The sequence below is a fragment of the Pseudomonas sp. PS01298 genome (genome assembly GCF_029959745.1).
In the GTDB taxonomy this organism is placed as follows: Bacteria; Pseudomonadota; Gammaproteobacteria; order Pseudomonadales; family Pseudomonadaceae; genus Aquipseudomonas; species Aquipseudomonas aylmerensis.
Genome location: NZ_JASCPP010000047.1, coordinates 35,346 through 48,143, shown reverse-complemented (window position 1 = coordinate 48,143; position 12,798 = coordinate 35,346). Strand labels below are relative to the sequence as shown.

General features: G+C 59.8%; 11 protein-coding genes. 5 read left to right on the top strand and 6 right to left on the bottom strand.

What is annotated here, in order from left to right; all coding sequences use genetic code 11:
- Positions 1 to 177 precede the first annotated feature (177 nt).
- Positions 178 to 945 (bottom strand): sulfite exporter TauE/SafE family protein, encoded by a 768-nt coding sequence (locus QMX97_RS17545; RefSeq protein WP_106802691.1) that lies wholly within the window; start codon positions 943 to 945, stop codon positions 178 to 180.
- Between the two features lie 99 nt (positions 946 to 1,044).
- Here QMX97_RS17545 and QMX97_RS17540 point away from each other — a divergent pair, with 99 nt between their 5' ends.
- The 5 genes from QMX97_RS17540 (at position 1,045) to QMX97_RS17520 (ending at position 7,264) form a co-directional block, all read left to right on the top strand.
- A complete protein-coding gene (locus QMX97_RS17540; protein ID WP_282397329.1) occupies positions 1,045 to 1,935 on the top strand; it encodes a LysR family transcriptional regulator in 891 nt (296 codons plus the stop codon).
- Positions 1,936 to 1,945: 10 nt separating this feature from the next.
- Positions 1,946 to 3,325: an exodeoxyribonuclease VII large subunit gene (gene xseA / locus QMX97_RS17535; RefSeq protein WP_282397328.1), complete on the top strand. Its 1,380-nt coding sequence runs from the start codon at positions 1,946 to 1,948 to the stop codon at positions 3,323 to 3,325.
- A 3-nt stretch (positions 3,326 to 3,328) separates the two neighbouring features.
- Entirely contained in the window at positions 3,329 to 4,150 is an 822-nt protein-coding gene (locus QMX97_RS17530; protein WP_120449806.1) for a M23 family metallopeptidase, read from the top strand.
- A 324-nt stretch (positions 4,151 to 4,474) separates the two neighbouring features.
- On the top strand, positions 4,475 to 6,154 hold the full coding sequence (gene leuA, locus QMX97_RS17525; protein ID WP_065908640.1) for a 2-isopropylmalate synthase: 1,680 nt from the start codon (positions 4,475 to 4,477) through the stop codon (positions 6,152 to 6,154).
- A 345-nt stretch (positions 6,155 to 6,499) separates the two neighbouring features.
- Positions 6,500 to 7,264, top strand: a complete 765-nt coding sequence (locus QMX97_RS17520) for a hypothetical protein (protein WP_282397327.1) — start codon at positions 6,500 to 6,502, stop codon at positions 7,262 to 7,264.
- A 60-nt stretch (positions 7,265 to 7,324) separates the two neighbouring features.
- Here QMX97_RS17520 and QMX97_RS17515 read toward each other — a convergent pair whose 3' ends face one another.
- From QMX97_RS17515 to QMX97_RS17495, 5 genes are all read right to left on the bottom strand, one after another.
- Positions 7,325 to 8,116, bottom strand: coding sequence for an amidohydrolase (locus QMX97_RS17515; protein WP_282397326.1), 792 nt, complete (start codon positions 8,114 to 8,116; stop codon positions 7,325 to 7,327).
- Positions 8,104 to 9,252 (bottom strand): pyridoxal phosphate-dependent aminotransferase, encoded by a 1,149-nt coding sequence (locus QMX97_RS17510; RefSeq protein ID WP_282397325.1) that lies wholly within the window; start codon positions 9,250 to 9,252, stop codon positions 8,104 to 8,106. The genes QMX97_RS17515 and QMX97_RS17510 overlap by 13 nt, the downstream gene beginning before the upstream one ends.
- 135 nt (positions 9,253 to 9,387) lie before the next feature.
- On the bottom strand, positions 9,388 to 10,857 hold the full coding sequence (der, locus tag QMX97_RS17505; protein ID WP_065908635.1) for a ribosome biogenesis GTPase Der: 1,470 nt from the start codon (positions 10,855 to 10,857) through the stop codon (positions 9,388 to 9,390).
- Positions 10,858 to 10,991: 134 nt separating this feature from the next.
- On the bottom strand, positions 10,992 to 12,143 hold the full coding sequence (gene bamB / locus QMX97_RS17500; RefSeq protein WP_065908633.1) for an outer membrane protein assembly factor BamB: 1,152 nt from the start codon (positions 12,141 to 12,143) through the stop codon (positions 10,992 to 10,994).
- Positions 12,136 to 12,777 carry a tetratricopeptide repeat protein gene (locus tag QMX97_RS17495; protein ID WP_065908632.1) on the bottom strand — a complete coding sequence of 214 codons (642 nt, stop codon included), beginning with the start codon at positions 12,775 to 12,777 and terminating at the stop codon, positions 12,136 to 12,138. Before QMX97_RS17495 ends, bamB begins: the two co-directional genes overlap by 8 nt.
- Positions 12,778 to 12,798 lie beyond the last annotated feature (21 nt).

Below are 12,798 nucleotides of genomic sequence, written 5' to 3'. Positions count from 1 at the left end.
CGGGACAAGGATGCTTTGCGAGTGCATGAGGCCTGGGAGTCCTGCGGTGGGCCGTCTGGCGCCTTCGCGAGCAAGCCCGCTCCCACATTTGAACCTATTCACAAATCAAAATGTGGGAGCGGGCTTGCTCGCGAAGAGGCCCTGAAGGCTGGCAGCTTAATCCCTGCCCCACACAGGTCAAGTACTCAAATACCGCCCGATCAACGCAATCCCACTCGCCAGCACCAGCCATGTCACCAACCGCACGAACGCCTCGCGAGACATGCGCATCGTCAGCCTGCGCCCGCACCACAATCCCAGGGCCATCGCCGGCAACAGGCACAGCGCCAACATCAGCAACGGCAGATCCGCATAGACCCCGGCAATCAGGAACAGAGTCAAGCGCACCACCGTGCTGCAACTGATCAGCGCGCTTTGCGTGGCACGCGCCGCGTCCTTGGGCAAGCGGCTGTTGAGGTAGATGGCATATAAGAAGCCACCACTGCCGAACAACGCACCAAACAGCCCGCCGACCGTGCCCATCGGGATCGACCAGCCCGCCGCCAGCTGGGTCGGCCGCGCCTTTACGGCCAGGCTGTAAATCGCGTAGGCGCTGATAAACAGTCCCATCAACAGCAGCAACAGGTCCGAATGCAGGTTGAGCAAGAACACCACGCCCAGGGTGCAGCCAATCGCCATGCAGGGCAGCAACCGCAGCAGCTCCGGCTTGTTCACATCCCGGCGCGACTGCAGCAGGTTGCCAAACGCCGCGACAAAATCCAGCAGCACCAGCAACGGGATGATCTTCGACAGCGGCATGAACACGATCAGGATCGGCCCCGCCACCAGCGCCGTGCCGAAGCCGGCGATGCCAAACACGATGTAGGCCACGACAATGCCCAGGCCGATCACCAGCCAATCCACACCGCCAAACGACCACTGACTCATCAGTTCAACCGGGCCCATGGGTGATTCCTTGTAAGAGATGGCCATCACTTTAGCCATTCGCGAGGGTTGCGACTAATATCTTCAAAGCCCTCCACCCATCTCGAAAAGGCATGACGCGTGATCTCTACCCGCCAACTGCGCTACTTCGTCGAAATCGCCGACAGTGGCAGTTTCAGCGCTGCCGCCGAGCGCCTGTTTGTCGCGCAATCGGCACTGAGCCGGCAGATCAAGGAGCTGGAGATCCAGCTGCAAACCCCGCTGTTCGAACGCACGGCGCGCCAGCCGCGCTTGACGGCCGCCGGTGAGGCCTTCTATCCGCGTGCACGCAACCTGCTGAGCGAGTTGCTCAAAGCCAGCGAAATGGCGACGCAGGTGGGCAACGGCCAACTCGGCACGCTGCGCCTGAGCCATTCGAGCACCGTGCCGATGAGCGGGCCTTTGCTTGAGGGCATCAGTACTTGGCTCGCGCGCTGCCCCGGCGTGTCGATGGACATCGTCAAACTGTCCTCCGAAGCGCAGTTGGAAGAAATCGCCGACGGTCGCCTGGAAGTGGGCCTGTTGCGCCTCCCCGTACTGCGCCAGCGCGAAGGCGTGCGTGTAGTGCCTTTATACAGTGAACAACTGCTGCTGGCGGTACCGCCGAACCATCCCTTGGCGCGCAGTCAGGCGCCGGTCGAATTGGCCCAACTCAAGGATCAGGCGTTTATCTCGATCCCGCATCCGCAGCGCGGCGGATTGAGTTATCTGTCAGCCGAGTTGTGCATGCGCGCAGGATTTTTCCCCAAAGCCGCTCGGGTGATGTCGCGCAAGACCACCCAGCTGCAGCTGATCCAGGCCGGCTTCGGTATTGCCTTGTTACCAAAATCCATGCAGGACATCGCGCCCGCCAACGTGCACTTTTTGCCCCTGGCCGACCCGGACTGCCTGAGCACCGTGGCCCTGGCCTGCCAGCAGTCGCCGAGCGCGCTGGTGGAGCAGTTCTGTCAAACCCTGCACGAATGCCTATAAACTGCCGCCCATGATTAAAGATCCCTTTGCCCGTCTGGGCCTGGACCGCGAAGTCCTGACTGTCAGCCAGCTCAACGGCCGCGCGCGGGTGTTGCTGGAAGACGTGTTCACCAATATCTGGGTCGAGGGCGAGATCTCCAACCTCGCGCGCCCGGCCTCCGGCCATGTGTATTTCACCCTCAAGGACAGCGGCGCCCAAGTGCGTTGCGCGTTGTTTCGCAACAACGCTGCGCGGGTGCGCCAGGCGTTGAAAGACGGCCTGGCGGTCAAGGTGCGTGGCAAGGTCTCGCTGTTCGAGGGCCGCGGCGACTACCAGTTGATCCTCGATACCGTGGATCCGGCCGGTGATGGCGCGCTGCGCCTGGCCTTTGATGCCTTGAAGGAAAAACTCAGCGCCGAAGGCCTGTTCAGTGCTGAACGCAAGGTGCCGCTGCCGGCGCACCCTCGACGCATTGGCATTATCAGTTCGCCGACGGGCGCGGTGATCCGCGACATCATCAGCGTGTTCCGCCGCCGGGCCCCGAACGTCGAACTGACATTGATCCCCACCGCCGTGCAAGGCCGCGAAGCCATACCTCAGATTGTGCGAGCGCTGAAACTGGCAGATGCGCGCGGCTTCGATGCGTTGATCCTGGCGCGTGGCGGCGGCTCGCTGGAAGACCTCTGGTGCTTCAACGAAGAGGCCGTGGCCCGCGCGGTGGATGCGTGCGTCACGCCGATCGTGAGTGCCGTCGGCCATGAAACGGATGTATCGATCAGTGACTTCGTCGCCGACGTGCGCGCGCCCACGCCCTCCGCCGCCGCCGAACTGCTCGCGCCCGACGCCAGCCACCTGGTGCGCCAGGTCGAAAACCTGCACCGCCGCCTGGTGATGCTGATGCGCAACCGCCTGCGCCACGACCGCCTGCGCCTGGAAGGCATGGCCCGGCGCCTGCGCCATCCCGGTGAGCGCCTGCGCCAGCAGGCCCAGCGCCTGGATGACCTGGACATGCGCCTGCGCCGCGCCTTCGAACGCAACCTCAACACCCGGCGCGAACGCCTGATCCGCCTGGAAACCCGCCTTGCCGGTCAGCACCCGGGCCGTCAACTGGCGCTGTTGCGCCAACGCCTGGACAGCCTCGCCGAACGTCTGCCCCGCGCCATGCGCGAGGGCCTCAAGGCGCGCCGCCTGCAACTGCAAAGCCAGGTACAGACGCTGCAAGTGGTCAGCCCGCTGGCGACCCTGGGCCGTGGCTATAGCATTCTGCTCGACGAGCGTGGCCAGGCCATTCGCAATGCCGCACAGACCCACACCGGCCAGCGCCTCACCGCGCGTCTCGGGGAAGGCCAACTGCAAGTGCGGGTGGAAGATAACCACCTGACACCCGTCACCCTTTCGTTATTGGATTGATTGATGCCACGTCTTTTAAGTGTATTGATGCTGCTGTGCCTCGCCTTCAATGCCCACGCCGACAGCTACATTATCCGCACCCTGAACAAACCTGTGCCGGGCGGCGTGGCCGTGGTCGAACTGGGCCCTTCGGCCGCCGCGCCGAAAGCGACGTATCAAGGTAAACCGGTGCTGGTGGTAAAGGAGGCGGACAACTGGCTGGCGATTGTCGGCATTCCACTGACCGTCAAGCCCGGCAATGAGCGCATCAGCAGCGGTGGGCGCAACCTGCCGTTTATCGTCGGCTACAAAAAGTACCCGGAACAGCGCATCACCCTGAAAAACAAAAGCCAGGTCAACCCCGATCCCGCGCAGCTCAAGCGCATCGAGGCGGAACTGGCGGTGCAGATCAAGGCGTACCGCAGTTTCAGCCCGAACCTGCCAAGCAACCTGGTGCTGGATAAACCGGTGAACGGGCCCCTGTCGAGCAAGTTCGGCGTACGCCGTTTCTTCAACGGTGAAGAACGCAACCCTCATTCGGGCCTGGACTTCGCCGTGCCAGCCGGCACGCCGATCAAGACGCCAGCCAACGGCAAGGTGATTCTGGTCGGCAACTACTTCTTCAATGGCAACACCGTGTTCGTCGACCATGGCCAGGGCTTCATCAGCATGTTCTGCCATATGTCGAAGATCGACGTGAAAGTCGGCCAGCAACTGGCGCGCGGGGCGGTGGTCGGCAAGGTCGGTTCGACGGGCCGCGCAACGGGGCCGCACATGCATTGGAATGTCAGTCTGAACGATGCACGGGTCGACCCGGCGATCTTCATCGGCGCGTTCCAGCCCTGAAACGTGGAATTGCGCACCCGATAATGGGTGCGCAATTAAAAACAGCCGCTGACTCATTCTCAGGCATAAACTCTCGTTTCCTACGCCAATAGCAGAACTTATCTCAATTTTTCTCGACTGCTTGCCATCTTTCACCCCGGCGGTTAGGGTTGAGCTTATGAAAACCTCTCACACCCTCATTCAGCTCCGCCAGCACCGCAGCCTGTGCCTTGTCAGCGCACGACTGCCAGGCTGAATCGATCTGCCTCGTCTTTACGTTTTATCCCTAAAAACAGTTCTACGGCAGGCCGCCTTTTCTCGGCCCCTACAACAAAGGATTTCCCGATGAGCATGCTCAAAGACCCGTCTTCGAAATACCGCGCGTTCCCGACCATCGATATCCCGGATCGCACCTGGCCGTCGAAAACCATCACCGAAGCGCCGATCTGGTGCAGCTCCGACCTGCGTGATGGCAACCAGTCGCTGATCGAGCCGATGGACGCGGTGAAGAAGCTGCGTTTCTGGAAGACCCTGGTCGCGGTGGGTGTGAAAGAAATCGAAGCGTCGTTCCCGGCCGCCTCGCAGACCGACTTCGACTTCGTGCGCACCCTGATCGAAGACAACCACATCCCCGAGGACACCACCATCCAGGTGCTGACCCAGGGCCGTGAAGACTTGATCGCACGCACCTTCGAATCGCTGCGCGGCGCCAAGAAGGCCATCGTGCACCTTTACAACGCCACGTCGCCGTCGTTCCGCCGCATCGTGTTCAACCAGGACAAGGAAGGCATCAAGGCCATCGCGGTCAACGCAGCCAAGCTGTTTGTCAAATACGCGGCCCAACAGCCAGACACCCAGTGGACCTTCGAATACTCCCCGGAAACCTTCAGCGCCACCGAACTGGAATTCGCCAAGGAAGTATGTGACGCAGTGATCGAGGTGTGGAACCCAACGCCTGAGCACAAGGTGATTCTCAACCTGCCCGCCACCGTCGAGTGCGCCACGCCGAACATCTATGCCGACCAGATCGAATGGTTCGGTCGCCATATCAACCGTCGTGACAGCGTGATCATCAGCCTGCACACCCACAACGACCGTGGCACCGGCGTTGCCGCCACCGAGCTGGGCCTGATGGCCGGCGCCGATCGTGTCGAAGGCTGCCTGTTCGGCAACGGCGAGCGTACCGGCAACGTCGACCTGGTCACCGTGGCCTTGAACATGTACACCCAGGGCCTCGACCCGCAGCTGGACTTCTCCGACATCGACGGCGTGCGCAAGGTCGTTGAGGAGTGCAACCAGATCCAGGTGCACCCACGTCACCCCTATGTCGGCGACCTGGTGCACACCGCGTTCTCCGGCTCCCACCAGGATGCGATCCGCAAGGGTTTTGCCCAGCAGAAAGACGACGCCCTGTGGGAAGTGCCGTACTTGCCGATCGACCCGGCGGACATCGGCCGCAGCTACGAAGCGGTGATCCGCGTGAACAGCCAGTCGGGCAAAGGCGGTATCGCCTACCTGCTGGAGCAGGAATACGACATCAGCTTGCCACGCCGCATGCAGATCGAGTTCAGCCAGGTGGTCCAGGCTGAAACCGACCGCGTGGGCCTGGAGATGACCGCCCCGCAGATCTACGCATTGCTGCAGCGTGAATACTTGCAGGCCAACACCCCGTACGCGCTGGTCAGCCATCGCCTGCAGGAAGAGAATGGCAACAGCTTTGTCGAGGTGGAAGTGTCGGGCAAAGGCCAGGGCGAAACCAACCTGCACTGGAAAGGCAAAGGCAACGGTGCACTGGAAGCCCTGGTAGCCGGCCTGCCGGTAGCGGTCGAGATCATGGACTACAACGAACACGCAATCGGCGCCGGCACCAACGCCAAGGCTGCGGCCTACATCGAACTGCGCGTGAACGGCGAGCGTCCTGTGCACGGCGTGGGCATTGATGAAAACATCACCACGGCGAGCTTCAAGGCACTGTTCAGCGCGCTGAACCGCTCGTTGAGCCAGTTGGAAGCGAAAGCGGCGTAAACCTGATCGCGGCAATGCAAAAAGCCCCTGAGTTAAAACTCAGGGGCTTTTTTATTAAGTATTCAAATCATACCAAATACTTTTCGAGAGACTTAACGCCTCCCTGCCTACCTGCCTACCTGCTCCAGACATAGACCTTACGGCATGGATGGAACTTTAAACTTAGATGCAACCACCCAATAACCGCCTGCAAGGTGAGGAGCGCCCTGCATTAATCTCTAAGGGAATGCATTTGAGGTAAGTATTGAGGAATCACATGAAACAGCATTATCACTGCAAAAATCTCTCTGATGAAATCTTCCGTATTGATCCGCAAGATAATAATCACAGTGAGAGCACTCGCTCATGATTACGACCGCTCCTTCTCATCCAGCCGGCAACCCCTTTATCGTGCACACGCCTGCACAACAAGCAAGCCCCCGACAGCAAAGGCCAAACGAATGGTCAACGGACAATAAAGAAACCCTCCCGCCTACAAACAATAGTGACCCTGAACGTTTGGGTATAAAAAAAGGGCATACCAAGCTGGGAACGTTCATCTACGAAAAGATGTACACCTCGAAATCGGAAAACGATGATTTTTCCAAAAAAATAGCTAAAGATTATGGCGGCAAGTTAATTACCGCTCCTATGAAAACAATTGATCGAGCATTGACCAAAATAAATAATGACTACGGCGGCGACATGGGCAAAATCAAAGACCTCACCCGCACGACCGTCATTATCAATAGCGAAAAAGTAGACAACGTGGTTGCCGACCTGAAAAAAAAAGGCGGCATCAATATAAAAAGAATTGATGGAGATGTAGACCCACTCGGTTACAGCGGCATCAATGCCACCTATAAATCCGAGGCCGGCGGCAATTGTGAAATGCAAGTCATCACACCTGCAATGATCTTTGGAAAGATGAATCCAAGTACCGCCAAATCCATGTTGGGAGAGGATTATTGCAAGCAGCTGGAAGAAACGTCCGGACAAAAAGGAGGTTTGGGACACAAGTTTTATGAGCAATATCGAACACTGGATCCCAACAGCACAGAAGCCAAAGACATCGCCCAGCAAAGCAAGAACTACTACGCGGCCATTCGAAGCAGCGAATTTGCCCTCTAAAAGCTAATCCCCTGGTACCTCGACTGGAAGGTCGAGGTACCCGTACTCAACATCGCCCCATCAGCCCAAGTGAAACGTGTCGGCGTCCAAATTGGCAGGAAACCGAGTGCGATAATCCGCCAGCTCCCCGGCCTCAAGACGAACTTGAAAAACCCCATCCGCCTCCCCCGCACTCAGCACGGTCTCGCCCTGGAAATCCAGCACCTGGCTGTCACCGGTGTAGGCAAAACCCTTGCCGTCGGTACCAACCCGATTCACCGCCGCCACATAACACAGGTTTTCGATAGCCCGCGCCGGCAACAGACGGTTCCAATGATGACGCCGCGCCCCCGGCCAATTGGCGGTGTACAGCAGCAAGTCAGTGTCCTGGGCGTCACGGCTCCACACCGGGAAACGCAGGTCGTAGCAAATCAGCGGGCGAATGCGCCAGCCCTTGAGTTCGAACAGCACCTGACGCTCGCCGGGGGTGTAGTGATCGTGCTCACCGGCCATACGAAACAGATGACGCTTGTCGTAGTGCAACACCTCGCCATCCGGCCGTGCCCACAGCAGGCGATTGCGATGGCTGCCGTCGGCGGCCTGGATGATCACGCTGCCGGTAATTACCGCGTTGTACTTCTTCGCCTGGGCCTGGAGCCAATGATGGGTAGGGCCGTTTTCCGGTTCGGCGAGGGTGGCCGACTCCATGGAGAAGCCGGTAGTGAACATCTCCGGCAACACGATCAGGTCGGCGCCGCGCGCCTGCTCCAGCAACAGCTCGAAATGCTCGAGGTTGGCCTGACGGTCATGCCACACCAGGCTGGTCTGGACCAAGGCAATGTTCAGGTCGGGCAGTGCACTCAGATCGCGCATAGTTTTTCCGCTGCCTGCTGCAGCGTCTCCTCGCGTTTGGCAAAGCACAGGCGCACCAGGCGCTGGCCTTGGGGTGGATCCTGATAGAACACCGAGACCGGAATGGTCGCCACACCGTGTTGGCGGGTCATCCACAGCGACATGGCGACGTCATCCAGGTCCGGGCGAATCTGTGAGTAATCCACCAATTGGAAGTAGGTGCCGGTCACCCGGGTAAAGCTCAAACGCGACGGCGCCAGCAGATCACAGAACAGATCGCGCTTGGCCTGATAAAAGGCCGGCAGTTCCTCGACGTGCTCCGGGTGTTCGGCCATGAAGTCCGCCAGAGCGTACTGCAAAGGCGTTACGCCGCAAAAGTTGACATATTGATGCACCTTGCGCAGTTCGGCGCTAAGGGCCGGTGGCGCGACCACGTAGCCGGTTTTCCAGCCGGTGACGTGATAGGTCTTGCCGAAGGAGCTGACCACAAAGGCGCGCTGGTACAGCTCTTCATGGGCCAGCACGCTGACGTGGGGCACACCATCGAATACCAGGTGCTCGTAGACTTCATCGCTGACCAGATAGATATCGCGGTCGCGGATCAATTCGGCCAACTGGTCCAGCTCGGCGCGGCTGATCAGCGCGCCGGTGGGGTTGTGCGGGGTGTTGAGGATGATCATGCGCGTGCGCGATGAAAGCGCGGCCTTGATCTTTTCGAAGTCGAGCGCAAAGCCTTGCAGGCTCAGTGGCACATGCACGCAACGGCCACCAGCCAGTTCGACCGAGGGCTCGTAGCTGTCGTAGCAGGGATCGAAGACGATGACTTCGTCACCACTGCGAATCACCGCCTGGATCGCGCAGAAGATCGCCTCGGTGGCGCCTGGGGTGATGGTCACTTCAGTGTCCGCATTCACCGTGGCGCCGTAGCTGCGGGCGATCTTGGCGGCTACTTGCTGACGCAACACGGGCAGCCCGGTCATCGGCGCATATTGGTTATGGCCAAGGGCGATATGCTTGCCTACCGCGTCGAGCAAACCCTGCGGGCCATTGAAATCGGGAAAGCCCTGGGACAGGTTGAGCGCGCCGGTTTCGGCAGCGAGTTGCGACATCGTGGTGAAAATGGTCGTGCCGACATTTGGCAGCTTACTGGTGATCATCGGAGGCCCCTGCAGGTGAGCCCCAAGTTTTAAGCTGCAAGCTGCAAGCAGGTCAAGCGACAAACTGCCAGGCACAAAAAAGGGCTCCAAAGGAGCCCTCTCTTGCAGCCTGTAGCTGACGACTTGAAGCTGCTGCTATCGCTTGTCGCGGCGCTTCTTGTCGGCCTTCTTGTGGTGAGTCATCAAACGACGCTTCTTGTTCACCTGACGGTCAGTCAGTGTGTTCTTGTTGCCTTCGTATGGGTTCTCGCCGCCCTTGAACTCGATGCGGATCGGCGTACCGACCAGCTTCAGGACACGGCGGTAGGTGTTCTCCAGGTAACGCACATAGGACTTTGGCACCTTCTCGATCTGGTTACCGTGGATCACGATAATCGGCGGGTTGGCACCACCCAAGTGGGCGTAACGCAGTTTGATCCGGCGATTGTTGACCATCGGTGGCGCGTGTTCGCCCACCGCGTCTTCGAGGATCTGGGTCAGGCGGTTGGTCGGCCAGCGGGTGACCGCGGACTTGAACGAGTTCTGTACGGATGCGTAGAGGTTGCCCACGCCGGTACCGTGCAGTGCCGAGATGAAGTGGATGTCGGCGAACTCGACGAAGAACAGCCGGCGCTGCAGCTCGATCTTGACGAAATCGCGCTCGCTCGGCGTCATGCCGTCCCACTTGTTGATCGCGATCACCAGGGCGCGACCGGCTTCCAGGGCAAAGCCCAGCAAGTTGAGGTCGTGGTCCACCACGCCTTCGCGGGCGTCCATCACGAAGATCACCACGTTAGCGTCTTTGATCGCCTGCAGGGTTTTCACCACGGAGAACTTTTCAACTTCCTCGTGGATCTTGCCGCGCTTGCGCACACCGGCGGTGTCGATCAGCGTGTACTTCTCGTCGTTACGCTCGAACGGGATGTAGATACTGTCGCGCGTGGTGCCGGGTTGGTCATACACGATAACCCGGTCTTCACCGAGCATGCGGTTGACCAGGGTCGACTTGCCCACGTTCGGACGGCCGATGATGGCGATCTTGATACCGTCTTTTTCGCTCGGGCCAGGAATGCGCTTGGCTTCCTCACCCTCGGCGACGATCTCTTCCTCGCCCTCTTCTTCCTCAGCGTCATCCTTGGGGAAGCTGCTCAGGGCAATTTCCAGCATCTGGGTGATGCCGCGACCGTGTGCACCGGCGATCGGGATCGCGTCGCCCAGGCCCATCGGGCTGAATTCGGCACGGGCCAGTTCAGGATCGATGTTGTCGATCTTGTTGGCGACCACGTATGAACGCTTGTTGCGCTTGCGCAGGTGCTCGCCAATCATCTGGTCGGCAGCGGTGTAGCCCGCACGGGCGTCCACCAGGAACAACACGACATCGGCTTCTTCAATGGCCAGCAGCGACTGCTCGGCCATTTTTTCGTCCATGCCATGCTCGTCACCGGAGATACCACCGGTGTCGACAATAATGTAGGAGCGCCCTTGCCACTTTGCCTCACCGTATTGGCGATCACGGGTCAGACCGGACAAGTCGCCGACGATGGCGTCGCGAGTCCTGGTCAGGCGGTTGAACAAGGTGGACTTGCCGACGTTAGGTCGGCCCACCAGGGCGATTACGGGAACCATGCGGCTCTCCACTTCGTTATTTCAGAAAATACAAAAGCCGCTGCAAGGCAGCGGCTGGTGCTCGGGGCAGCATATTCAAATGCCGCATGCCCCGCCGAAACGGGGCCGCCTGGGGGTTACCCCAAGCATAGTTCTTACTTGATGGTCAGGGCTTCCAGCTTGCCGCTGTTGCCAAACACATAAAGCATGTTACCCACGACCAGCGGACGGGCACGCAGGCCGTCGCTGTCGATACGCTCACGACCTACAAAGCGACCGTCCACCTGGCTCAGCAGGTGCAGGTAGCCTTCGAAGTCGCCAACAGCCACGTAGCTGGAGAACACTTCCGGTGCCGACAGTTGACGGCGGGCCAGCGAGTCGTTGCTCCACAGCGCAGTGGTGGTGCGCTCATCCACACTTTCAACGGTGCCGGATGCCAGGCTGACGTAGACGCTGCCAAACCCTTGGGCGACACCCGCGTAGCTGGAAGCATCACGCTGCCAGTTGACGCGACCGCTCTGCAGGTCCAGCGCCGCTACACGGCCCTGGTAAGTGGCGACGTAGATCGTTTCACCCGACAGCAGCAAGCCACCATCGATATCGACCACGCGATCGAGTTCCGAACGACCTTGCGGGATGGCCACACGGGTCTCCCAGGCCGGCACGCCGTTCTGGGTATCGAGGGCGACCACTTTACCGGTCGACAGGCCTGCAACGGCCAGATTGTTGGTCACAATCGGACCACTGGTACCGCGCAACGTCAGTACCGCCGGGGTGCTGTCGTACAACCAGCGCTGTTCACCGGTGCTGGCGTCGAGGCCGATCACACGGTCGTCCTGGGTCTGCACCACGACGATATCGCCGTTGGTGGCAGGCGGTGCGAGAACCTCACTGGTCACGCGAGCGCGCCATTTCTCTTCACCGGTGCTGGAATCCAGCGCCACGACTTCGCCCTTGAGCGTGCCGAGCATCACCAGGCCATAACCCACGCCAACGGCGCCGGACACAGGCAATTCGAGGTCTTTCTTCCACTTCACATCGCCATTCATGCGATCCATGGAGATCACGACGCCGGTCACGTCAGCGGCCACAATGTTGTCACCGTCGATTGCCGGTACCAACATGTTGTAGGTGTCGCCCTGACCGTCACCGATGGAGCGGCTCCACTGCTTTTGCAGGACCACTTCTTCCTTGAAGCTGGTCAGCTCGGCCGGAGGCAGTTCTTTTTTACTGTTGCTGCTGCAACCCGCGGCCAGAACGGCCAGAGCCAGCAATGCTGCATGTTTCCAACGGATCACGTCACGCATCCCCTTTGGCCAAGTCGTCCAGCTTGATTTGTAAGCCACCGACCGCCGCTTCATCAGACAGCGCCGCCTTGGCTTTTTGGTACGCAGCATTGGCTTCGTCGGTACGACCCAATTGGACCAACAGGTCGCCCTTGAGCTCTTCGCGAGTGGCTACAAATGCCTTGTCAGCATCGCCGTCGAGCAGTTTGAGTGCTTCGTCAGCCTTGTTCTGTGCCGCCAATACCTGAGCCAGGCGCTGACGTGCGATTTCACCCAGGGTCGGGTTGGTCGGTTTGTCGGCGATGGCCTTCAGCTCGGTGGCTGCGTCATCCAGCTTGCCGGTGTCGACCGCGACTTTCGCGACGAACAGGCTGCCGTACTGGGCGTAAGTGGTACCGCCAAATTCGTTCTTCAACTTGCCGGCCAGATCCGCTACTTGTGCAGGGTCGGGTTTGCCGTCAGGCGTCAACGTGGTTTCCAGCAATTGCTGATAGAGGATCGAGGCGCCCTGGGATTGGTTGGCCTGATACTTGGTCCAGGCTTGCCAGCCGAACACCACCACTAAAGCCAGCAGGCCGCCAGTAACCAGGGGCTTGCCGTTACGCTGCCACCAGTCCTTGAACTCGGCCAGTTGCTCATCATCAGTACTCGACACCCCAATACTCCTTAATCGCTA

Excerpts from the sequence above, each read along its gene's own strand:
- QMX97_RS17545 (WP_106802691.1), bottom strand. The coding sequence starts at position 945 with ATGGGCCCGGTTGAACTGATGAGTCAGTGGTCGTTTGGCGGTGTGGAT.
- xseA (WP_282397328.1), top strand. The coding sequence starts at position 1,946 with ATGATTAAAGATCCCTTTGCCCGTCTGGGCCTGGACCGCGAAGTCCTG.
- QMX97_RS17530 (WP_120449806.1), top strand. The coding sequence starts at position 3,329 with ATGCCACGTCTTTTAAGTGTATTGATGCTGCTGTGCCTCGCCTTCAAT.
- leuA (WP_065908640.1), top strand. The coding sequence starts at position 4,475 with ATGAGCATGCTCAAAGACCCGTCTTCGAAATACCGCGCGTTCCCGACC.
- QMX97_RS17520 (WP_282397327.1), top strand. The coding sequence starts at position 6,500 with ATGATTACGACCGCTCCTTCTCATCCAGCCGGCAACCCCTTTATCGTG.
- QMX97_RS17515 (WP_282397326.1), bottom strand. The coding sequence starts at position 8,116 with ATGCGCGATCTGAGTGCACTGCCCGACCTGAACATTGCCTTGGTCCAG.
- QMX97_RS17510 (WP_282397325.1), bottom strand. The coding sequence starts at position 9,252 with ATGATCACCAGTAAGCTGCCAAATGTCGGCACGACCATTTTCACCACG.
- der (WP_065908635.1), bottom strand. The coding sequence starts at position 10,857 with ATGGTTCCCGTAATCGCCCTGGTGGGCCGACCTAACGTCGGCAAGTCC.
- bamB (WP_065908633.1), bottom strand. The coding sequence starts at position 12,143 with ATGCGTGACGTGATCCGTTGGAAACATGCAGCATTGCTGGCTCTGGCC.